The organism is Candidatus Dadabacteria bacterium (assembly GCA_026706695.1).
GTDB lineage: Bacteria > Desulfobacterota_D > UBA1144 > Nemesobacterales > Nemesobacteraceae > Nemesobacter.
The window spans coordinates 1-23082 of the sequence record JAPOYE010000047.1 but is presented as its reverse complement, the minus strand read 5'-3'; the positions used below and the strand labels follow the sequence as shown (position 1 = coordinate 23082).

General features: G+C 53.6%; 17 protein-coding genes. 12 read left to right on the top strand and 5 right to left on the bottom strand.

Annotation, left to right across the window (positions count from 1 at the left end):
- The first annotated feature begins 93 nt into the window (after window positions 1–93).
- On the top strand, window positions 94–1488 hold the full coding sequence (gene mnmE, locus OXG10_03355) for a tRNA uridine-5-carboxymethylaminomethyl(34) synthesis GTPase MnmE (protein MCY3826408.1): 1395 nt from the start codon (window positions 94–96) through the stop codon (window positions 1486–1488).
- Window positions 1489–1614: 126 nt separating this feature from the next.
- Here mnmE and OXG10_03350 read toward each other — a convergent pair whose 3' ends face one another.
- Window positions 1615–2478 (bottom strand): hypothetical protein, encoded by an 864-nt coding sequence (locus tag OXG10_03350; GenBank protein MCY3826407.1) that lies wholly within the window; start codon window positions 2476–2478, stop codon window positions 1615–1617.
- Window positions 2479–3215: 737 nt separating this feature from the next.
- Between OXG10_03350 and pheT the strand changes: the two genes are divergently transcribed.
- The 4 genes from pheT to tilS are packed head-to-tail and all read left to right on the top strand — an operon-like array spanning window position 3216 to window position 7993.
- Entirely contained in the window at window positions 3216–5630 is a 2415-nt protein-coding gene (pheT, locus tag OXG10_03345) for a phenylalanine--tRNA ligase subunit beta (protein ID MCY3826406.1), read from the top strand.
- Between the two features lie 15 nt (window positions 5631–5645).
- Entirely contained in the window at window positions 5646–5933 is a 288-nt protein-coding gene (locus OXG10_03340; protein ID MCY3826405.1) for an integration host factor subunit alpha, read from the top strand.
- Window positions 5911–6612: a DUF502 domain-containing protein gene (locus OXG10_03335; GenBank protein ID MCY3826404.1), complete on the top strand. Its 702-nt coding sequence runs from the start codon at window positions 5911–5913 to the stop codon at window positions 6610–6612. Before OXG10_03340 ends, OXG10_03335 begins: the two co-directional genes overlap by 23 nt.
- Window positions 6581–7993: a tRNA lysidine(34) synthetase TilS gene (tilS, locus tag OXG10_03330; protein MCY3826403.1), complete on the top strand. Its 1413-nt coding sequence runs from the start codon at window positions 6581–6583 to the stop codon at window positions 7991–7993. Before OXG10_03335 ends, tilS begins: the two co-directional genes overlap by 32 nt.
- Here tilS and OXG10_03325 read toward each other — a convergent pair.
- Complete coding sequence (locus tag OXG10_03325) at window positions 7990–8934, bottom strand: ROK family protein (GenBank protein ID MCY3826402.1); 945 nt, start codon at window positions 8932–8934, stop codon at window positions 7990–7992. The two genes, tilS and OXG10_03325, sit on opposite strands and share 4 nt — an antisense overlap.
- 216 nt (window positions 8935–9150) lie before the next feature.
- On the opposite strand from OXG10_03325, the gene OXG10_03320 reads away from it, so the two are divergent.
- Both OXG10_03320 and OXG10_03315 read left to right on the top strand, forming a co-directional pair.
- Window positions 9151–10443 carry an MltA domain-containing protein gene (locus tag OXG10_03320; GenBank protein MCY3826401.1) on the top strand — a complete coding sequence of 431 codons (1293 nt, stop codon included), beginning with the start codon at window positions 9151–9153 and terminating at the stop codon, window positions 10441–10443.
- A 1-nt stretch (window position 10444) separates the two neighbouring features.
- Window positions 10445–11380 carry a hypothetical protein gene (locus tag OXG10_03315; GenBank protein ID MCY3826400.1) on the top strand — a complete coding sequence of 312 codons (936 nt, stop codon included), beginning with the start codon at window positions 10445–10447 and terminating at the stop codon, window positions 11378–11380.
- 7 nt (window positions 11381–11387) lie between these two features.
- On the opposite strand, the gene cofD is transcribed toward OXG10_03315, so the two are convergent.
- Complete coding sequence (gene cofD / locus OXG10_03310; protein MCY3826399.1) at window positions 11388–12341, bottom strand: 2-phospho-L-lactate transferase; 954 nt, start codon at window positions 12339–12341, stop codon at window positions 11388–11390.
- Window positions 12342–12492: 151 nt separating this feature from the next.
- On the opposite strand from cofD, the gene OXG10_03305 reads away from it, so the two are divergent.
- The 4 genes from OXG10_03305 to OXG10_03290 all read left to right on the top strand — a co-directional run bounded on the left by OXG10_03305 (window position 12493) and on the right by OXG10_03290 (window position 21127).
- On the top strand, window positions 12493–14085 hold the full coding sequence (locus tag OXG10_03305) for a SurA N-terminal domain-containing protein (GenBank protein MCY3826398.1): 1593 nt from the start codon (window positions 12493–12495) through the stop codon (window positions 14083–14085).
- 256 nt (window positions 14086–14341) lie between these two features.
- Complete coding sequence (gene smc, locus OXG10_03300; protein ID MCY3826397.1) at window positions 14342–17878, top strand: chromosome segregation protein SMC; 3537 nt, start codon at window positions 14342–14344, stop codon at window positions 17876–17878.
- Between the two features lie 104 nt (window positions 17879–17982).
- Window positions 17983–20838, top strand: a complete 2856-nt coding sequence (secA, locus tag OXG10_03295; GenBank protein ID MCY3826396.1) for a preprotein translocase subunit SecA — start codon at window positions 17983–17985, stop codon at window positions 20836–20838.
- 22 nt (window positions 20839–20860) lie between these two features.
- Entirely contained in the window at window positions 20861–21127 is a 267-nt protein-coding gene (locus OXG10_03290; GenBank protein ID MCY3826395.1) for a hypothetical protein, read from the top strand.
- Window positions 21128–21155: 28 nt separating this feature from the next.
- Here OXG10_03290 and OXG10_03285 read toward each other — a convergent pair whose 3' ends face one another.
- Window positions 21156–21434 (bottom strand): 4a-hydroxytetrahydrobiopterin dehydratase, encoded by a 279-nt coding sequence (locus OXG10_03285; protein MCY3826394.1) that lies wholly within the window; start codon window positions 21432–21434, stop codon window positions 21156–21158.
- Between the two features lie 39 nt (window positions 21435–21473).
- Here OXG10_03285 and folK point away from each other — a divergent pair, with 39 nt between their 5' ends.
- Entirely contained in the window at window positions 21474–21992 is a 519-nt protein-coding gene (folK, locus tag OXG10_03280) for a 2-amino-4-hydroxy-6-hydroxymethyldihydropteridine diphosphokinase (protein ID MCY3826393.1), read from the top strand.
- 13 nt (window positions 21993–22005) lie between these two features.
- Here the strand turns inward: folK and folD are convergent, their stop codons facing one another.
- On the bottom strand, window positions 22006–22863 hold the full coding sequence (gene folD / locus OXG10_03275; GenBank protein MCY3826392.1) for a bifunctional methylenetetrahydrofolate dehydrogenase/methenyltetrahydrofolate cyclohydrolase FolD: 858 nt from the start codon (window positions 22861–22863) through the stop codon (window positions 22006–22008).
- Window positions 22864–23082 lie beyond the last annotated feature (219 nt).

Sequence of the window (23082 nt, the reverse complement as noted above, 5' to 3'; positions counted from 1 at the left end):
CAATTTGCCCTGAATGTTTCACGTGAAACATTCGGGGTTTTTTTAGCTTTTTTCCTCTGACCGAATGCGGCTTTATATGGTAAATTCTCTTTCATGTCATCACTTGTGCCCGAGCGCGAAAGCACCATAGCCGCCATTTCCACCCCGCCCGGAGAGGGAGGAGTGGCCGTAATCCGTATAAGCGGTGGTGAATCTCACTCGATCGCGAGGAAAATCTTCGTTCCCGTGGGGAACACGGGTTTTTCCGAGAGAAAACTCTGTTTCGGGAAGATAATCGACCCCGAAACGGGCGGGACGGTGGATGAAGCCCTGTGTGTGGTTATGAGTTCCCCCGATACGTATACGGGGGAGGACGTGGCCGAGATACATTCTCACGGGGGATATATAGTTCCCCGGAAGATACTTGAAATTCTGATCGGCCTCGGGGCGACCCTCGCTGCCCCGGGCGAGTTTACCCAGAGGGCGTTTCTTAACGGGAAAATGGACTTGGCGCAGGCCGAGGCGGTTTCTGACATTATAAGCGCCCAGACCGAACAGAGTCTCCGGTACGCCGAGGCTCAGCTTGAAGGGACCCTTTCGGGCAAGGTTAACGAACTTAAGGATCAAATTCTTGACGTTCTGGCGGAAATAGAGGCGAATCTCGATTTTCCCGAGGAAGATATAGACCCCATTGCGAAAAACCGCCTCAAGGAAGCGTCTGGGTCCGTGGAAAAAGAACTTTCGGTGCTCATCGACAGCTACGACACGGGCAGAATGTTCAGAGACGGGGTGACGATGGTAATACTGGGCAAGCCTAACGTCGGGAAATCGAGCATTCTTAACTGCCTGCTTGAGACTCAGAGGGCTATAGTGAGCCCTATAGCAGGAACCACGAGGGATTTTATCGAAGAGAGGATAAATATCGGGGGGATCCCCCTCGTTATAACTGATACGGCCGGCATAAGGGACACGGAAGACCGGATAGAAAGGCTCGGGGTGGAGCTTTCCTTGAAGAAAGCCGAGGAATCCGAGTTCGTGCTCGTCGTTTTGGACCAGAGCACGGAATTTGATGCCTTGGACAGAAAAATCCTCAAGACCGCCGCCAAAAAGAAGCATCTTGTCGTGATCAACAAGATGGATCTTGAGGAAAAGCTGGAAAGATCGAAGCTGCGGAGGATTCTTGGACGAAAAAAGCCGGTTGAAACCTCGGCACTCGCAAAAGAGGGGATAGGGCGGCTCAGGCAGGCCATGTTTGAGACCCTTTCGGGCTCGCCTCATGCCTCAGATGCCTCGGAACTGGTACTTACGAACCTTCGCCACAAAAAATCCATGGAGAAGGCCCGCAGCCAGCTGCGCATGTTTCTTGAGCTTCTTGGGCGGAACGAATATCCGGAGATCCTCTCGATAGAGCTGCGAAACTCAATGAATTCGCTCGGCGAGATTACGGGAGAAGTCACCACGGAAGATCTTCTGGGCAGAATTTTCTCCAGATTCTGCATTGGAAAGTAGAAACGGAACTGAATGTTTCACGTGAAACATTAGGGAACTATATACTTAAGTTGACAAGGGTTGTTTAACGACATTCAGGAATATTGCGAATCTTTTTTTCGGCCGGGCCTATTGTACTCGGGTTTTTCAGTCGGCAATGTCTTCAACCGGAGTTCCTATTTCAAGCGAATAGATCTTCCGAAGTGCCGCACAGTCAAGAGGCATGGGCAGAGTCGCCTCTTCAAATGAGTCCATGAGATTGCAGCCAATCTGCGAGTCCATGATGGTATCGTATCGGGGCCAAGGCACGTGTCCCGGAAAACCCAGGGCGTGGAGAAGTTCGTGGAGGGCCACCTTTCTCAGGAGTTCGTCGTCCTGACGTCCGGGACAGGGGCTTTGCTCCGCGTTCGCACCTATCCATATGCGGGAGTGAATGAGGCCGTCCTCATCCGAGTTGTATCCCGCGATGCCGAACAGTCCCGTGCGCTCGGGGTCTATGAACGAGCCGTCGGGCCAGGTCCACTGGGGAGTGTATCCGAAGTGGACGTGGATCTCCCCCCGGGGAACGCGCTCGGCGGGATCTGTGGCATCCTGTCCGATCCTCATGTCGTAGGGGTCGGGGAGCACGGTGTTAAGTCTGGAGATTGCCTCCATGACCGCTCTGCGCACGTGGCCCGGGAGATCGCGGGAGAGCCGCACCGTCGGAGCCGAGGCCCATCGCACGACGTCTCGGCTGAACCACAGCAGAAATTCCTCTATCTGTTCGTCTGTCACTTGCTCTATTTCCTCGGGCCTGCAGGTCTCAAGGTAGGGAGCCTTCGGGCAGTCCCTGAGATCCTTGACCCATCCGCCTCGTGGGCAGCCGTAATAGTTGACTCCCTCTTCAATCGGGTTGCCGAGAGCGTCTGTGCGCAGAACTCCGTCCAGTCTATGCTCCGAAGGCGATTCTCCCTCGGATCCCACGCAGGACAGAAGAAAGAGCGCAAGAAGCAGAACAGCAAATTTCATCATATAAGTCACTAGGTTAGATGCGGAGAGCGCCGAAACCCAGAGCTGCTTACTAGGTTCTGGATTCCAAGGATGGTTCAGGCCCTTGCTCCCTCCACAAGGCATTAAATCAAATCGCTGTGAGAATTACAACCATTTAAGGAAGTTTTTGTGCTTGTTTCTTCCCACCGTATCGCTTCCATGTGCTTCATTGCCTTCTCTTCCATATTGAAGTATTCAAGCAGTCCGTACAGGGAAAGTTTGGGTCTTAGGCATTGTTACCTCCTTATCCTTAAAGACCTGTCAATCTAGGTTTATGAGTTCCAAACATTTCACAGGGCACTCGGCGGAACGAGTGAGAGGAATCGGGCCGTTTGGAGAATTATTCAATTATTCAAGGGAGTTAGAGTACGGCCTGCAGAGTTCGGGGAATTCCATTCACAATCTATCGACAAGAAAAAGTGTTTCATATCAGTGAATTAAGAAACTCCAAACGAAATTTTAATAATTTGTTAACAGTTAAGAAGTTTACCGAGAATTTTACGCGGGGCGCGCGCTTCTTTGCCCGTCTCGGGAACCGCGTTTTTTCTCTTCAGCCGGTTAAAATGCCCGCCTGTTTGCGGGACCGGTTGCGCGGTCCCCCGGGTTTGGTCATGATTGTTTGGGGGTTATTTTTAATTTCTTAAATAATCTTTTGTTTTCAGCAGGTTAACTGTTGACCAGTTTTTTATACCGTGTAACCTAACTCGCCGGGTGAATTTATGATTTTTCCTCTTGGATGGCTTACCGACTACCTCAAAATCGACGTTTCTCCGGAAGAGCTGGGAGAAATGCTTACCATGGCGGGCCTGGAGCTTGAAGCGCTTGAAGACAAGGGCAAGGCTCTTGCCGATGTCTGCGTTGCCCAGATAAGCAGCATCGAGAAGCATCCGAACGCCGACAGGCTGAGCGTCTGCGAGATTACGGACGGAGAAACCCCCTACACGGTTGTCTGCGGTGCGGACAACATGAAAAAAGGGGACAAGGTCGCTTTTGCCAGGGCTGGAACCGTTCTTCCCGCTACCTTGAAGTTTCCGGAAGGCCTTAAGATAAAACGCTCCAATATCCGCGGGGAGAATTCCGAGGGAATGCTGTGTTCCGCGGATGAAATGGGTCTCTCGGGCGACGAAGACGGGATAATGATTCTTTCGCCCAAGGCAGAACTTGGAACCAGCATGAACGAGCAGATCGGTTACGACGGCGTTATCTTCGAGGTGGGAATTACCCCTAACCGTCCTGACTGCATGAGTATTTTCGGGATCGCGAGAGAAGTCTCGGCAATACTGGGCGAGAATCTTCAGAAACCGGTTTTCTCCTTAAAAGAGCAGGGGGAGAGCATTTCGGAGAGGGCCGCCGTAGTTGTTGAGGACGCGGAGGCGTGCCCCAGGTACTGCTGCCGGCTCATTGAAGGAGTCAGAATCGGTCCTTCTCCCGCGTGGCTTCAGGAGAGGCTTGAGTACTGCGGAATCCGCTCCGTTAACAATGTCGTTGACGTTACGAACTTCGTTTTGCTTGAGCAGGGACAGCCGCTTCACGCTTTTGATTACGACAAGCTTGAAGGGGGTCGGATCTCCGTCAGAAAAGCTAGTGACGGGGAAACGATAGAAACGCTAGACGGGGTCGAGAGAAAGCTGCTCGCCGAGGATCTGCTTATCTGCAGCGGGGATCATCCCGTCGCGCTTGCAGGAGTCATGGGCGGATCCGGCACCGAAATAGAAGATGCGACGAGCAATGTTCTGCTTGAATCCGCTTACTTTTCTCCCGTAGGGATAAGGAAAACGTCCAAGCGAACCGGTCTCAAGAGCGAATCTTCGAGCAGGTTTGAAAAAGGCATAGACATAAACAACGTTTCGTTTGCGCTTGACCGCGCCGCCGAGCTTATAAACCGCTTATCCGGGGGAACAGTTGCCAAGGGGATTATCGACGTGTATCCCGAACCGGTTAGCCCAAGGGAGATCTCCATGTCGGTTGACAAGGTCTGCAATCTGGTCGGCATATCCACCGATTCCCAGGAGATAGCGGAACTTCTCGAGAGTCTCGGGTTTGAAGTTCTGAGCATCTCTGCCGGGGAGCTTTTGCTTCGGGTTCCGACTTTCAGGGTGGACGTAGAGCGCGAGGTGGACATAGTCGAGGAAGTCGCCCGTCTTCTGGGTTATGACAACATTCCCTCCGTCCTGCCGGAGGTTCCCATGGTAGCCAGAAAACCCAGCGTGATAACCGTCATGGAGAAAAGACTCAGGGACATTTTCGTCTCCTACGGTTTTCTTGAGGCTATAAACTACAGTTTCGAGTCTCCCGAACTTCTCAGGACGTTCGGCTTTGAGGAGTCGATCCGCATTATGAACCCGATATCGCGGGAGCTTTCGGAGATGAGGATGAGTCTTCTTCCCTCCCTGGTGAAAAACGTGAGACTCAACCTCTCAAGGCAGAATCAGGACGTAAGACTTTTCGAGTCCGGCAAGGTGTTTTACCCCAAGGACATGGACCAGTTGCCGAACGAAGTGAAGAAATTCGCGGCGATTGCCACCGGAAAAAGGGCACCAGAGATATGGGACGGGGAGAAATTCGACTTCTTTGACATAAAAAGCGTGCTTGAAAGGAGCCTGGAGGTCCTTTCGGTGGATTCAAGGATAGAGTTTGAGTCCGTTTCCCCCGATCATGGATTCCTCTGGCCCGGAAAATCCTCCGCCGTACTGGTCGACGGAAACGTTCTGGGGATGGTAGGGGAGCTTCATCCCCATCTTCTGGAAAAACTCGAGATAAGCGAAAGCGTGTACGTGCTTGAACTCGACCTGTCGCTTCTCTCGGTCGTCTATACGAGTTTCGAGAGGAAATTCTCCCCCCTTCCCAAATTTCCCTCTCTTCGTCGCGACATAGCGCTTGTGGTCGATGATACGGTTCCGGTGCGGGAAATTCTTTCGGTTATAAAAAAAGCGGATTCCGGTATAATAGAAAACGCTTGGGTGTTTGACGTTTACAAGGGAGATTCCCTTGAAGAAGGAAAAAAGAGTGTTGCACTTTCCTTGATTCTTCGAAACAGGGAAAGGACCCTTACCGACGAGGATGCTAACAGGGTTCAGCAGGATGTTCTTAAGAGTTTGGAAAAAACAATAGGGGCCGAATTGCGTTCGATCTAAAAAGGGGGGCTTTTCATGACAAAGAAGGATCTGGCAGGCGTTTTATACGAGGAAATAGGGTTTTCGAGAAGGGAATCCGCTGAGATAGTAAACTTTTTTTTCGACTTGATGAGAGAGAAGCTTATAGCCGGTGAAGAGGTGAAACTCCCAGGGTTCGGAACCTTCAGGGTCACGAGAAGGAAATCCCGTATAGGAAGAAACCCTTCCACTGGAGAGGAAGTAGACATACCTTCCCGTCTGACAGTTGTTTTCAAACCCAGCAGGTTTCTCAGGAAAAAGATTGACCAGAAACGGGGGGATTAAAATACCAGACTCAAAACCTCCTCAATCTTCTTTTTTCAAGCAGAGCTTCATTGCCGGCATCCTGATTATCGTCCCTTTCGGGGTGACCATTTTCGTCCTCTACAAGCTGATAAAGTGGATGCTTTTCTTTTTCAGCACCGGCCCTGCCGGGATACTCCGCCACTTCATAGATGTTCCGCCCTACGTGTTTCAGGGAATCTCTTTTGTCATAGGGATCCTTGCCACGCTACTGCTGATCATTTTCCTGGGGGCTGTGACCAGGAACTTCGTTGGCAGGAGGATGATTCTGTTCGGCGAGTCTCTTATCTCGAAGATTCCGCTTGCGAGAACTTTCTACGTGAGCGTGAAGCAGGTCGTGCAGACGCTTTTTTTCACCTCCCAGATGCAGAGCATGAGTAGGGTCGTGCTGGTCGAGTACCCGAGAAAAGGGATTCATGCCATAGCTTTCGTAACGGGAGTTACGGAGGCCAGGAGGAACCATAACGTGACGGACCATAATCTTGTCAGCCTGTTTGTCCCCACGACGCCGAATCCGACAAGCGGCATTTACATTATGGTTCCGGAAGAGGACCTGCAGGAGCTGGATATTTCCGTGGAAGACGCGTTTCGGCTCATAGTTTCCGCCGGGATTTCTCAAAGCGACTCCGATGTTTCTGGCCAAGATAAGAAAAACGGTTGATTCCTTCGGAATGATCGCTCCCGGGGACGTGATCGTCGCGGGAGTGTCCGGGGGGTCAGACTCCATGGCGCTTCTCTTTGCCCTTTGGGACCTGCGGGAGTTTTATCCGGGCACAAATGTGATCGTTTCCCACGTCAATCACGGGCTAAGGGGCGCCGAGTCGGATGAAGACGCCGAGTTCGTCAGGGAAGCGGCCAAGCGGCTCGGCTTTCCGTTTGAATGCGTGCGGGTAGACGCGGAGGGCTTCAGAAAAAAACACGGACTTTCACTCGAGGACGCCGCCAGGGAGCTTCGCTACGGCTTTTTCAACGATGTTCTGACGAAATATTCTGCCCAGAGGATCGCCACGGCGCACACGCTTAACGATCAGGCGGAGACGGTCATAATGAGGCTCATAAGGGGAAGCGGTTCCCGAGGGCTTGCCGGGATAAGACCCTCGGTCGGCAACATAATACGCCCGCTCATAAACGTCACCAAGCATGAAGTCATCGAGTACCTCCAGTCAAAAGGAGAGCCCTGGAGGGAGGATTCTACCAACAGTTCGGACGAATTTTTGAGAAACAGGGTAAGGAGCGAACTTATTCCCCTGCTTGAGAGCTATAATCCGGCCGTCGAGCAGGTTCTCTCCCGTGTGGCGGCGGTCTGCGCCGCGGAAGCGGATTTCATTTCGGCCGAAGGCGAGAAAAGATTTCGGGAGATTGCCCGCGTTGTGGCAGGAGGCGTGCTCGGAGACACGGAAAAACTTCTTCGCGAGCCCCCGGCGATCAGGTTCTCGGTAATGAGAAAATCGATTCTGGCCGTAAAGGGGGACCTGAACTCGGTTTCCGCCAAGCATCTTTTCGCGATTGACGAAGTGCTTGGCTCCGGGGAGCCCTCTGCTGAGGTAAACCTTCCCGGCGGAGTCGTTTTTCACGCGGGGCACGGGGTTTTCTTTTTCACGCGCGAGGAGAAATTTCGCGAGTTCCCGCAAACCGAGATAAAAAACCACGGTACCCACAGGATCTCCCGGGATCTTGAGGTCACTGTTGAGCTTACGGATGACGCCTCCCTCTGGGGCGCGGCCGATGTCGGGCACTTCGCGCCCGAAAAAGTCGGTTTTCCCGTAACGCTCAGGAGCTTTTCCGAAGGAGACAGGTTCGTTCCGCTCGGAATGAAGGGAGCCAAGAAGCTCAAGGATTTCTTCATTGACGAGAAAATACCTAGATTTCTTAGAAAAAAAGTGCCGGTTTTCGAAACCCGCGATGGAATAGTCTGGGTGGGCGGTTTAAGAATGGATAACAGGTTCAAAGCGGATGAAACCAAGGGTCCGTGGCTCAGGATAAGGATTCGCGGTTCTTCGCAGAAGCTGCTTGACCTTGCGAAAAGTCTCCGGGCCTCCTAGGATCTCTCCCCGAGCCCGGTTTCGGCCACGTAACACGCTCCCAGCACCCCCGCATCGTCTCCCAGGGCCGCTCTTTTTACCTGAAGTCCCCTTTGGGCTCCCCCAAGACACCTTCTTTCGGCTTCCTCGAGGGCTTTCCCGATAAAAAGTTCCCAGGCCCCCGAAAGCCCCCCGCCCACTACCACCGTCTTTACGTCGAGGATGTTTACGAGAATTGATATTCCCACCCCCAGGTTCGCCCCGAAATCGTTCCATACCGAGATGGCCGCTTGGTCTTTTTCGCGCGCAAGCTCCGCCAGGCGCTCGGGGAGGGCTGATTCTTCGGTACCGGCGAGCCTTTCGCGGAGTTCCGGGTGCTCGCGGACGACTCTCTTTATCGCTACCTGAGAAACGTAGGTTTCAATGCAGCCCCTCGCGCCGCAGCCACAAATGGGTCCCGACGGGTTAATCGTTATATGCCCCACCTCTCCGGCGAAGCCGTCTTCCCCCGGCCAGAGCTTGCCGTCGAGGATTATTCCGCCCCCGAACCCTGTTCCCAAGGTTATCATTACCATCGAGCCTGATCCTCTGCCCGCCCCCGCCCGGTATTCACCGAGAGCCGCGCAGGAAGCGTCGTTTTGTATAAAAACGGGGGTTGCGGTTCCGATTTTCTCCGAAAGGACTTCTGTAAACGGGAAATCCCTGGTGTTTGCTATGTTCGGGGCCTGGACAAGAGTGCCGCTTGCGCGGTCAACGGTCCCCGGTACTCCTATCCCGATTGCGGATAGCCCTTCCCCGGCAAATCCTTCTATGAAGTCGGCCAGGTTCTCCATGAGCCGGGAGATGCCCATGTGGGCGTCCGAGAGGGTTTTTCTCTCGCCGAGCGTGCCTCCCTCCTCGGAGATGACTTTCCCCCTGATATTGGTTCCCCCTATATCTATGCCAAGGAATTTCCGCTTCATTTTTTCCGTTTCTTGACTGCAAAAAACCGCAGGTTGCTGCGGCCAGACTGTCCCGAAATTTTTATTTTACCCTGTCTTTTCAGAAAAATATCCGTCCCGGCAGAGAACGGAGACGCAGAATTTTTGCGTAAGCCGCATGTAACAAGGTATAAATTTATCCTGATTAGCGGGCGTTTCGCGTCGTATATTTTTCCTTTAGAGAACCAACAGGTTTAAATGAACCAAAGAACCGCAGCTGTCCTGTCAGCCGTTTTCCTGCTCTTTCTCTACCTTTCCTGCGAGAGACCTCCGGAGATTCCGGGCCCCGAGTCCATGCGGGCGGTTCCCGCATTTCCCGAGATGGACGACGACCTTTTCCCCGAGGGACTGAAGGAATCCATCGGCGCAAGCGTCGAGAAACTTTCGCAGAAAAAGGACTCCCAACTCGTTTTCGGACAAAAAACCGTCTCCGCGGGAGACTACGCACTTGCACTCGGTTATCTTCTCGCCAAGCTTGAGGCGGGCGTTACCAAGGATGATTTCATAAAGGACGTAAGGGAAAATTTCGATTTCTACGGCTTTCCGGGAAAACCCTGGGGCAAGGTTTTTATAACCTCTTACTTTTCTCCGGTGCTCTCCGCTTCCCGAACCAGGACACTTCAGCACACCCAGCCGCTCTATGGGATTCCCGACGACCTGGTGCGCTTGAGGATAGACAGGTTCGTCGAGCGGTTCGAGAGACTTTCGTTTCTTGAGGAGGACAAGATCGCCTGGGAAAAGCTTCAGTCCCTCTACGGCAGGGTTGCCCCCGGAGGTCCCGGCAGGACGTCCGAACTGGTTCCCTATTACTCGCGAAGCGAAATAGACTCCGGGGGAAAGCTCCGGGGGAAAAGGCTTGAGATCGCGTGGGTAGACCCTGTTGACGCGTTTTTTCTTCAGATTCAGGGCTCGGGTAAAATAAGGTTCGCGGACGGAGAGGAGCGGGTCGTGGGCTACGCCGCCCAGAACGGACACGATTACGTGGCAATAGGGAAATTTCTCTTCGAGTGGATTCCGAAGGAAAAAATGAGCCTCTGGGCCATAGAAAGCCACCTGAGATCCCTCTCCTACGCGGAGAGGATGAATATCCTTTACAAAAACCCGAGTTACATTTTCTTCCGCGGACTTCCGGGGAAACCCGAAACCTCTTTCGGAACGGAAGTCGTCGACGGCAGGACCATAGCGACCGACAAGGTTTTTTTCCCCAGGGGAGCTCTGGCGTTCATGGAGTTTGAGAGACCGGTCTTCGAAACTTCCTCTTCAGTCGAGCCGTCGCAGTGGGAACCGGTTTCCCGCTTTGTCGTTAACCACGACAGCGGGGGAGCCATAAAAGGGGCCCGGCGCGTCGACCTTTTCTGGGGGGAGGGAAAAGATGCCTCCCGGCACGCGGGTGTGATGAAAAACTGGGGAAAGTTCTTCTATCTGGTGCCGAAGGGGGAATTCCTGACGGTGCTTAGGGCAAAAAACGCCGGGCAGGGCCAAGGAGGATGAGATGACCGACGAAAAAACACTTACATGTTCCCAGATGTCTTCCCAAAGCGGAGAACATCTCTACGGAACCGCTCTTGAGGTGAAAAACTGGTTTTTGCTTGAGTACTCCGGGGTATGGAAAAGGGATGCTTTTCCGGAAAGCGCGGTGCCGGAGGAGGTAAAGGAGCATCTTGGAGGCTTTCTCTCGTCTTTTGAGGAATCCAGGATTCAGCTGATAGGGGGGCCGGGGCCAAGCAAGGGAAACCTTGCTTTTTACTACGCCCACTCTTCTGAATTCTCCCCGAAACTCTACAGATTCGAAATAGAAACATACGAAGACCTCCTCTCGATAGATCTCCCCGAGCTTGTCAGCACCGGGGAGATAGAAAAATTCTCCTGCGAAGAGAGGCTCGCTCTGGTCTGCACCCACGGAGCCCACGACGGATGCTGTGCGGTCGCGGGATCGGGGGTTTACAAGGAACTTCTAAAAAAAGAGGGGATTTCCGCGTGGAGAACCAGCCATGTAGGGGGCCACCGCTTCGCCGCCAACATGATCATGCTTCCCGAGGGGATATATTACGGGAGGGTAAACGGCGGAAATCTCGATGATGTGGTTTCCTCTCACCTTCGCGGCGAGATATTTCTTGACTGCTTCAGGGGAAGGTCGTGTTATTCCCAGACTTCGCAGGTTTCCGACTATTTCTTGAGGAAGGAGATAGAAAAACTCGGCATTTACGATATAAGGTGGCAATTCGAGAAGGATCAGGAGGACTATACATCGGTTGAGTTCGGAGTGGAGGGGGACACCACGGTTTATGGCATAAACACGGTGGTCATGAACCACGGAGCAAGGCTCCGGACGAGTTGCGATTCACCGGAAGTAAAGGGTATACCCCAGTTCTTTTTCTACGGCATAATACATTATGAGCAGTGGAGAGAAGAAAAGGAGGATTCCTGATCGCTCCCTAGGGTGAAGCGCGCCGCTGTCCCAAAGATTCTGTAAAATTAAGAATTTCCTGCGAAAGACGCATCGAGCTTTGCTCGTCGGGGATTACGGTGTCCGTCACTAAAACGCTTACCCCGAGAGCTTCTATGGCGGCCGCCTCTCCCGCATCCGAGCGGTCAATCACGAGCACGTCCAGAAAATCGGCGTAAAGCCTGGCCACCTGAGTCGAAGAAGCTTCCATTCCAAGCCCCCTCATGAGTTTGTCCGCCGGACCCTTAAGGGGTTTTCCGCGCATAAGGGGACTCACGGCGACCTTGAGTCCCGGCGCGCCGACTAGCCTTTCTCTAACTTCCTTTATCTCGAGTATGGGCCCTATGCTGATTATGGGGTTGCTCGGGCATATGATCACCAGGTCGGCGCCGTCTATCGAGTCAAGAACCAGCGGGGCCGCGGAAGCCTCGCGTGCGCCCTTTATCTTGACCCCGCGAACCTCGGGGCGCATCGCGTGCTTTATGTAGTATTCCTGGAAGTGCATTTCGCCCGCGTCCGTCTCTATCCATGTCTCGACCCTGTCATCGCTCATTGGCAGTATGCGCATTTCCCCGAGGCCGAAGCGCTGCGCTATCTTTGAAGTGGATTCGCTGAGGGTCCCGCCCCCGTCGGTGACGGCTTTTCTGAACAGGTGAGTGGCGAGATCCCTGTCCCCGAGCCCGAACCATGTCGGAAAACCGAACCTCGCGGCGGCGCCCAGAAACTCGAACGTGTCGCCGCGGAGCCCCCACCCTTTTTTTTCGTCTATGCTTCCCGAGAGCCTGTAGATTATGGTGTCTATGTCCGGAGAGACCCTCATTCCGTAAAGGTCCATGTCATCCGCGGTGTTCACTATTACGGTAAGTTCCGACAGGGGAATTATCCCCGTGAGTCCCTTGAGGAATTTCGCGGCTCCGCTTCCGCCGCCAAGTGCCGTTATCATCTGAGTTTCTCCGTGCTCCCGGATATTTCACCTGTAAGCTATTTGAGCCCCTTATCCGTGTCAAGCCGGGGACCGCGCGGCCCGCTGCGACGGCTTGAAAGTTGATACCGGCTCATATAGAGTTTAGTTCGTCTTTTCAAGGAAAACCCCGTTGGCATTCGATATCATAAAAAACAGGCAAGGCCTTCTCACCAAGGCCCTGCTTCTGCTGCTCGCCCTTACCTTCGTTATCGGCTTCGGATACGTGGGAGGAATAAGTATAGGGGGTAGAGGCCCAAGCGGCGGAGCTGCGGTAGAGGTAAACGGGGACAAGGTTTCCCTCGCGGAGTTCTATAATCTCAGGGACTCGATGCTTGACCGCCTGCGCCGCAGCGACCAGGAGATCTCGGACGAGCTTTTCGAATACGTGAATTTTTCCGTGATCGACTCGCTGGTCAACAAGAAGCTTCTCGCCCAGAAGGCCGAAGAACTGGGGATCAGGGTAAGCCAGGAGGAGCTTTCAGACGCAATAAGAAACGATCCGGGGTTCCAGGTGGACGGCGCTTTCGTGGGGTTTGAACGCTACCGGGACTTTATTTCAAGGGGGCTTAACCGCACCGTGAAGGATTTCGAGGATTCCTACAGGGAAGATCTCCTTGTGGAGAAGCTCGTTTCAGTTCTTGACAGTTCCGTAACGGCAAGCGACGAGGAGCTTTTGAGCATCTACAGGACGCGCGAGGAGAAAATCGATCTTCACTACGTCTCGTTTGCGGCCCGGGATTACCTTGAGGGCCAGAAACCGAGCGAAGAGGAGATCGCCCGGTATTACAGAAAAAACACCGATCTTTTCTGGGAGCCGGAGAAACGCGCGGCGCGCTACGTAAAGCTCACTCCCGGGGATTTCACCGAGGATGCCGAGGTTTCCGACGAGGAAATCGAGGCCTACTACACTACTTACCCGGAGGAATTTCTTTCCAAAGGGACCCCGAAACCATTTGACGACGTAAAGGGGGAGATAAAAAAGCAGCTTGTAGAGGGCAAATCAAAGCTTCTCTACAACCAGTTCCTTGAGGAGTTTCTCCGGAAAAGACGTTCCTTTTCAGACCTTCTTTCCGAAAAAAGCTCGCTTGAGGTGAAAGAAACCGCGGAGTTTACTCTCGGAGGCGCGGGCGGAGACATCCCCGGCGCCATAAGAAGAGAGGCCTTTTCGGTAAAGAAAAAAAGGCTTTCAAACGTGGTGCTTCGGGATTTCACCTGGTTTTTCGAGATAACCCGGGTTCAATCCTCAAAGCGGTCGGGAATTGAGTCCGCGCGCGGGGAGATTGTCGAGGCCCTAAAAAGGGAAAAGGGCGTCGATCGGGCCAGGGAATCCGCTGGGAACAGTCTCGCGAAAATAACCGCCTCGGGCAAAGGTTTCTCCGGGGTGGCCAAGTCCATGGGTCTTTCGGTGGAGCGCACCGGTTTTTTCTCAAGGTCCGAGGATCCTCTGGACGTCGAATCGGGGGATTTCATTTCAGATGTCTTCGGGCTGAGAAGCAACCGTCCTACCCCCAATCGTGTTTACAAGTCGGGGGAGACTTTCTACATAGTGTCGCTTGCGAAGACAAAGCCCGCCGACAGCGGGTACTTCGGGAACGAGAGGGATTCTCTTAGGCGCCAGGAGGTCTCGTTGCGAAAGATGCTTGTGGTTGAACGCCTGCTTGAGAACCTCAGAGAAAGCTCCAAGATCTCACCCAACAAGAACCTTCTTTCCCAAGGAGGGTGATTTCCCGACCGGGAAGTTGTAAATCCTCTAGATATTGTGGTATAATTCATATTGACCGGAAGGCCTTGATCGATAAGGAATCTTTTTCACGTACTGCCGAAAGCATTATCCCGGCAGCTTTCTTCAGGATTCTGGCCCTGTCAGGGCTTCTATAATACGCATGCGGGAGCTTTAACTTTCCCGGTTACGGCGAGGATTTTGCGTGAAACGGGCGGCGGCGCGCGTGAACGCAGCGATGCCGGGCCGCGATTCTCCCATGAGAATTAAAGCACTTGAAATAGCAGGTTTTAAATCTTTTTACCTGAAGACGAGAATAGACTTCTCCGAGGGTATAACCGCGATAGTCGGTCCCAACGGCTGCGGAAAATCCAACATTCTCGACGCCATCAGGTGGGTAATCGGCGAACACAACCCGAGACAGCTGCGCGCGGGGGGCATGGAAGACGTTATCTCCAACGGGAGCGCCGAGCTCAAGCCCCTGGGCATGGCCGACGTGTCCCTGGTCCTTGAGGAGGTCGAGGGCTTCGGTTTTGAGGAAGTCAGAATCCGGAGGAAACTTTACCGCTCGGGAGAGAGCGAATACAGCATAAACGGGGTCAAGTGCCGCCTCAAGGACATAACCGAGATGCTTCTTGACACCGGAATGGGTGCGAGGGCCTATTCGATTGTCGAACAGGGCCAGGTCGAATCCTTCATACTTTCGAAGCCCGATGAGAAAAGAAAGTTCATAGAGGAAGTCGCGGGGACCGAGAAGTACAAGCTCAGAAGAAAGGAAACCAGAAGCAGGATAGAGTCGACCAGGGAGAACCTCTCCCGCGTCCTTGATATGAAGCGCGAGGTTTCGGACCGTATTGAGTCCGTGGCGCTTCAGGCAAAGCGCGCCAGAGAGTACGAGGAGCTCACCGGGCGGGCCCGCTCGCTTGAATTTGATGTTCTCTCGGCCAAGCTCTCAGGCTCGCAGCAGCGCAAGGAAGCGCTTCTTGAGAAAAAGCTCGGGGCGGAACAGTTCGTCCGCTCGGCAGATGCCGAGCTTGAGCAAAAGCGCGGGCTGCTTCAAGAGGCGAAGGAGAAAAATTCCGTTTCGGGCCAGGATCTGGGGTCCCTTGAGAAGGAGATCTACGAGCTTCGGGCGCAGAAAAGGGAAAACGAGTACCGCAGGGCCTCGATCGAACGGGAGATCGCCGGGATTTCAAGCTACGTAACGAACATTGAAGCCGAGATAGAGAGCCTCGGGCGCGAAGTTTCGGAGATGGAGGAGAGAAGCAGCCGCGCCGGGCTCCAGTCAGAAGAACTTAAAACCACGCGTCTTTCCGCTTCAGAGGAGATTTCGCGCGAGGAACAGAACCTTGTGACCTTAAAAAGCGAATGGGAACAGAACAAAAAGGAACTTGAGGAAACTGCAGACCTGGTCTCTGACGTGATGACCAGAAGAAGCTCGCTTGGAAGCACGATAGGTGCTTTCTCAAAGGAGCTTGAGGAGCTTGAGGAGAAAAAAGAGGTGCTTGAGGGGGAGGTTTCCGCCTTGGGACTTGAAAAACTCGAGTGCGAGAAAAGACTTGCTTCGCTCCGCCGCCGGGAAGGGGAAATAAAAGACGAATTTACCTCGGCCACCAAAGAAAAAGAAGAAATCGATTCGCGTCTTTACGATCTCAGGGTTGAGCATGAGAAAAAACTCGGCGAACTGAGGGGTCTTGAAGGCAGGAAAAAAGACTGCGTCTCCAGGGTGGAGGCCCTTAACAAAATACAGAGCAACTACGAATGGCTTCCTGACGCCACGCGCAAGTTCGTGCTCGAGCGCAAGCAGAGGGGCGTGCTGGGGGTTGTTTCCGATTTCGTTTCCGTCCCGAGAAACTACGAAAGAGCGGTCGAGGCGGCCTTCGGGGAAAAACTCAACTGGATAGTGGTCGAAGGGAGCACGGAGGCGGTCGCCGCGGTCGAGCTCCTAAGGGAGTTTGACGCGGGAAGGGGAACCTTCATACCGGCAACCGAACGGTTCGCGGCAAACGGCTCGGCAAACGGAAACGGCAGGGCCAGCGGAAACGGCAAGCCGGATGCGACCTCCCTTAACAGCCTCCTTGACGTGAAAGTGATAGAGAAAAGCCTTGTTGACTCGATGCTGCAGGAAGTTTACGTCACTTCCGATCTGCGGGAAGCCATCAGGCTTAAGGACCGGACGGGAAACGGCGCGTGCTTCGCCACCCTCGAGGGAGACTACGTCGATTCCCAAGGGGCCGTGACGGGCGGAAAATCCCTGGCAGGGGTGTTTGAGAGAAAAAGGGAAATCGAGGAGCTTGAGGGGCAGACACAGACCCTTTTGGCCGACATAGAGAAACTGGAATCTGTCTGCAGGACGCTTAGAGAGGAGATGGATGCGCTTGAGAGCCGCCGGGGGCAGGTAGAGGAACTTCTTCGGCGCTGCGAGATAAGCTCGGTTGAGAACGCAAAGGACCGCTCGAACGCGGAGACCAGGATAGAAGAGATGGGGACGAGAATCGGGAACCTTGAGGTGCAGCGCGACGAGCTTGAGCGCAAGCTGGGGAGCAAAAACCGCACCGTCGAGGAGATGGAGTCGCTTATAGAGCAGCTTGACGGCCAAAGAAGCGCCCTTGAATCAAAATACGGGGAAATCGAAAAACGGGCTCTCGGGTTTGCCGAGGAGGAAAAAGCTCTTCAGGAGAAAGTAACGAAACTCAGGATAGAGAACGCCGGGGTTCTTGAAAGGGAAAAGGCCCTTGAGCACGAGATATCGGAAGCCGAGAGAATAAAGGCGGTCATAAACGAGAAGCTTTCCCTTAGAACAAAGGATGGGGAACTTAAAAAACAGGAGAGCGAAGCGCTTGCCCTGTCGAGACGCCAGGCGGAAGAGGAGTTTGAGAAGATCTGCAGCGACCTAGGCTTAAGAGAAGAGTCCTTCGGGGAACTCAGGGAAAGGGTGTCGCACTACGCGGAGGATCTCCGCAGAAGCGAAGAGGAATTCGAGGCCGCATCACAAGAACTTTCCTCGCGAAGAGAGCGGCTTGCCTCGGCCCAGGCGCAGCTTGAGCGTGCGGAGGATGAGTTTGAGTATCTGAGCGAACGGTACGCGGAGACATTCGGCGATGCTACGCCCGATGTCTCGCAAAGCCCGAATCTCTCCCATGTTTCGATACCCGATGCGGAGAGGGAACTTAAGACGCTTCGGCGGCGCGTAGAGAATTTCGGTCCCGTGAACCTGCTCGCGCCCGAGGAATACGAGCAGCTTGAAGAGAGAAACGGGTTTCTCCAGCGCCAGACCGACGACCTCGCCCGGGCGCTTGATTACCTCGAAGGCGCTATAAGGAAGCTTGACAGGGAGTCAGTTTCAAGGTTCCGGGAGGCGTTTGAGACCGTAAACGGGAAATTCAGCGAAACCTTCTGCAAGCTTTTCGAAAACGGAGAGGCTCGCCTTGAGCTTACGGATCCCAGAAACCTGCTTGAAACCGGAGTGGAGGTCATGATCAGGCCCGGAGGAAAGCGCTTCCAGCCGATAAACCTGCTCTCGGGAGGGGAAAAGGCACTTTCGGCCATAGCGGTCATAATCTCCGCATGCCTGGTAAAGCCCGTTCCCTTTGTGTTCCTAGATGAAATAGACGCCGCGCTTGACGAAGTGAACACGGTGAGATTCAACAAGATCCTGAGCGAGATAGCGGCCCATTCCCAGGTGGCCGTCATCACGCATAACAGAAAAACCATGCACGAGGCCGACGCGCTTATAGGAATAACCGCGGACGGTACCGCCGCTTCGAGGGTCGTAAGCGTGAAGCTTGACGCCTGAAGCCAGAAATTCCTTGTCTATTTCCCACGGATTATTAGACTGTTTTAGGAGAGCTGTTCCCGGACGTTCCGGGAACCGTTAGCTAAAGGAGACCGCTTCGGCGCATGATTTCTTACGTCCTGAAAAAGATAGTCGGCTCGCAGAACGAAAGAGAGGTGAAGAAGCTCGGCGTTCTGGCAGAAAGGATAAACGACCTTGAAGAAACGCTGGTTAAGGTTCCCACGGCGGAACTTCGCGCAAAGACCTCGCAATTCCGGGAACTGATACACTCCCGTCTCGGCACAAACGGAAGCCCGTCCGACGAGAAGTATTTCGCTGAGATGGAGAGGGCTCTTGAGGATATACTGCCGGAGGCGTTCGCCGCCGTGAGGGAAGCGTCGAGAAGAACGATAGCCATGAGGCATTTCGACGTTCAGATGATAGGGGGGATGGTTCTTCACAGAGGCAGAATAGCCGAGATGAGAACCGGGGAAGGAAAAACGCTGGTCGCCGTCCTGCCCCTTTACCTAAACGCCCTCACCGGGCTCGGCTCCCACCTTATCACCGTAAACGATTACCTGGCCGCCAGGGATGCCACCTGGATGTCGCCGATTTTTATGGTCCTGGACATGAAGGTGGGAGTTATAAATCACGATGCCTCCTACGTGCTTGCCTGGGAGGATCCCAAGCGGGCCGAAGAGTCGGTAGAGAAAAACCTGACCGCGTGGCCAAACGAGTATCTGGCAAACGACGTTCTTCCCGAAAAAAACCTCGACATCATAAATTCCTTCAAGACCTGCCTCGAGCCTTCAACCAGGCAGGATTCCTATCAGGCGGACGTTACCTACGGAACCAACAACGAGTTCGGTTTCGACTACTTGCGCGACAACATGAAGTTCTCCCTTGAGAGCTACGTTCAGCGCGGCCACAATTTCGCCATAGTGGACGAGGTCGACAGCATTCTCATAGACGAGGCGAGAACCCCGCTTATAATCTCGGGACCTTCGGAGGACTCGACCGATCTTTACTACAAGGTGGACAAGGTGGTGAAGACGCTTTCCGGGAAGACCGATTTCACGGTGGACGAGAAAACAAGGCAGGTGGATCTTACCGAGGAGGGGGTTTCCAAGACGGAGAGGGCGCTCGACGTCCCGAATCTCTACGACCCTGTCAACCTCAAGGTTCTCCACCACGTTAACCAGTCGCTTCGCGCCAATGCTCTTTTCAGCCTCGACGTCGACTACATGATGCAGGACGGGAAGGTTGTGATAGTCGACGAGTTCACGGGGAGGCTCATGCCGGGGCGCAGATGGAGCGACGGGCTTCACCAGGCGGTTGAGGCCAAGGAAGGGGTGGAAATCGAAAGCGAGAACCAAACGATGGCCACCATAACGATCCAGAACTATTTCAGGATGTACAGAAAGCTTGCCGGTATGACGGGTACCGCCGACACGGAAGCGTTTGAGTTCAGCCACATATACGATCTTGACGTCACCGTGATACCGACCCACAAGCCGCTTATAAGGAAGGATTACGAAGATGTTGTCTACAGGACCGAGCGCGAGAAGTTCAACGCCGCGTGCGCTGAGATAAAGGAAATGAATTCCGCCGGCCGGCCGGTGCTTGTCGGCACATCATCGATCGAGCAGTCGGAAAAACTGGGCGCCTACCTTGAGAAGATGGGTCTTAGCCACAACGTGCTTAACGCCAAGCAGCATGGGAAAGAGGCCGAGATTGTCGCCCAGGCGGGCAGGATAGGAGCCATAACCATAGCGACCAACATGGCGGGGAGGGGAACTGACATACTGCTCGGCGGAAACCCCGAGTTCCTTGCAATGGATATTCTCAGGAAAGAGTTCAGGGTCCAGCCCGAGGAAGCAGATCCAAAGCAGCACGAGGAAGCGCTTTTCGAGGCGAAATCGATCTGCGATTCTGAAAAGGAGAAAGTTAAGGAACTCGGCGGGCTTCATATCCTTTCGGTCGAAAGACACGAGGCGAGGAGGATAGACAACCAGTTTAGGGGAAGGGCGGGAAGACAGGGAGATGACGGATCTTCAAGATTCTATGTTTCCCTTGAAGACGACCTGATGCGCATTTTCGCCTCGGAGAGGATAACGGGTGTCATGGACAAGCTCGGGTGGGAGGAAGGAGAGCCGATTGAGCACTCGATGATAAGCAAGTCGATTGAGAACGCCCAGAAAAAGGTCGAGGGAAGGAATTTTGACATCCGCAAGCATCTCCTGAGATACGACGATGTTCTCAACACGCAAAGAGACGTCGTCTACAGGCAGCGCCGCGAAATTCTCGAGGGCGGCGAGAGCCTGAGAGAGATGCTTTTTACGTCTTCAGAAGACATCGTTCGGGAATCCGTGGGCAGTTACCTGGCGGGGCGGGATGACCGCCCGGAATCTGATTTCTCCGAGCTCTGCGAAGTTATCGGGAGGATTTTCGGAACGGAGATCGAGATAGAAGCCTCCGGCAAGGCGGACGGCGAAGTCATAACGGAAGAAGTCACCGGAAAACTGACCGCCGCGTACCGGGAAAAAGAGGAGAGGATAGGTTCTGAAAACCTCTCGCAGGTCGAACGCTACGTCATGCTTCAGCACATAGACTATCTCTGGAAGGATCATCTTCTTAACATGGATCACCTGAGGGAAGGGGTGGGACTCAGGGGATATGCGCAGAAAGACCCCCTTCGGGAATACACGAAAGAGGGCTTCGACATGTTTGCCCTCATGATGGACAAGTTCAGGATGGACGTCTGCTCCAATCTTTTCAGGATACAGCCCGCGAGCGAAGAGCAGATCGAGGAACTTGAGAGAAGAAGGGAGCTTGAGGAGAAGAAAATGGTGCTCGGGCGGGGAGAAGGGGCTGAAGAAAAGGCCAAGACCCCGGTCAGGAGAACGCAGAAGAAGGTTGGTCGGAACGACCCGTGTCCCTGTGGCAGCGGCAAGAAATACAAAAGGTGCTGCGGTCGGTGATAATATTGAATAAGGTGTCTTAATGGCTGGAAAAATCTACATTCGCAGGGGAAGAGTTCCGTTTTTCTCTCTTCCCTTCATTGCACTTTTCGTGGTCGTGGCCGTCTGCCTTTTCGCGTTTTTCGGCGTTCTGGCTCTGGTTGCGCTAGGAGTTCTCGGAGCAGGAGCCTCGCTTTTGAGGAAGCTGTTTCCGGGCAGGGGCAGAAAAACCGATCCCCGCGTGGGCGGACCTGGAGGGGATACCATTACCCTCGGAGAGGACGATTACGAAATAAGGGATGCGGACTAGCTTTCCCGGACGGCGCGTGGAACTCGCGTCAGAGCGCCTTTTCTATTTCCCCCGCCAGACTCAGGTCTTTTTCCGTGATTCCGCCTTCGCTGTGGGTTGAAAGGGTGATGGAAACCTTGTTCCACCGTATGAGGATGTCGGGGTGGTGGTCTGCCCTTTCTGAAAGAAGCGCGACCTTGTTCACAAAACCCATGGAATCGACGAAATTTCTGAGAACGAACGTCTTTTCTATTTCTTCTCCCTTCCTCTGCCAGCCCTGAAGGCCCTCGAGCGCGGAAGAAATTTCTTTTTCGGTTAAAAGTGCCATATATTTTCTCATTATATATTAACCGGGGGGAGTATTCCATTGAGCGAACCCGAAGCTTCGCCGAACATCGTTTTCATAGGGGTCGGAGCCAATCTCGGCCCCGTGCGCGAGAATTTCACCCGCGCGCTTAGGAGCATAGAAAAGCGCGCGCGCGTGGTGGCAGTGTCCTCCCTTTACGAATCGGATCCCGTGGGACCGCAGGATCAGCCGAAATTCACAAACGCTGTCGTTAAGGCGGAAACGGAACTCTCCCCTTTTGAACTTCTTGATTACCTCAAGACAATCGAAAAGGAGATCGGGAGAAAAAAGACGAAGAGATGGGGACCCAGAGTGATAGATCTTGACATAATCTTCTACGGAGACCTTGTAATAAGCACGGATTCCTTGGTAATTCCTCACCCGAGGGCGCACGAAAGAAGATTTGTCCTGGAGCCTCTCCTCGAGATAGACCCGGCCGCCTGGCATCCCGCAAAGAACATGGCGGTAAGGGATATCTGTTCCGGCCTCGGGGATTCGCAGGCGATTTCGAAAACCGATGGCCCCGAGGTGCTTCTCTGACCCAGGTTTGGGGCTACTCGCCCAGCACGAATATCTCCGCCGCCTCAAGCGTGTTCCAAAGGAGCATGGTTATGGTCATCGGACCCACCCCGCCGGGAACGGGGGTTATGTAAGAGGCCTTTTCCTTTACGTCCTCAAAGTCAATGTCGCCGACGATCTTTCCGCTCTCGTTCCTGTTGATTCCGACATCGATTAAAACCGCTCCGTCCTTTATCATCTCCTTTTTTATGAACTGCGGATCCCCTATTGCGACTATCAGTATGTCCGCCATGGTGGTTATAGACGAGAGGTTTCGAGTTTCGATATGGGCTATGGTGACGGTGGCGTCCCTGTTAAGCATCAAGGCCGCCGCGGGTTTTCCAACTATGTTGCTTTTTCCAACGACCACTACGTGCTTGCCCAATATCTCTATGCCGTAGTAATCGAGAATTTTTTCTATTCCGTACGGGGTGCAGGAGATGGCGCTAGGGTTTTCCTGGAACAGTTTTCCGATGTTCTCGGGATGAAACCCGTCGACATCTTTGTCAGGAGACACCGTTCTTATCACTTTTGCCGGATTCATATGGACCGGAAGGGGGAGCTGTACCAGTATGCCGTGAATCTTTTCATCCGAGTTGAGGCGCTCGATCAGCGAAAGAAGCTCCTGTTCTGAGGTTTCCTCCGGAAGATTGTATTCTTCTGAAAGCATTCCACATCTTCCGCACGCCCTTCTCTTGTTCCTCACGTATATTTCGGACGCGGGATCGTCGCCGACCAGAATAGAAGCAAGACCGGGCACTACTCCCGCGCGGTCTTTAAGTTCCTGGGTCCTTCGGATGATCCATTCTTTAATGTCTTGAGAGACCTTTTTGCCATCCATGATTTTAGACATGTTCAGTTCCCTTTTTTTTCGAAAGATGGCCGGTTGGAAAACTGTTAGTATAATCGACTCCGGCGGGTTAATCCATATTGGACCGGATTTATCTCACGGTGATTCCGTGCATGTGAGTGGATTTTGGGGGTAATACCGGGGTGGGGAGCAAGTTTCACAGACAGACTCCGGGTTTTCACCTCAAGATTCCCTGATTCCTGCCCAACACTCCTCCTTAAG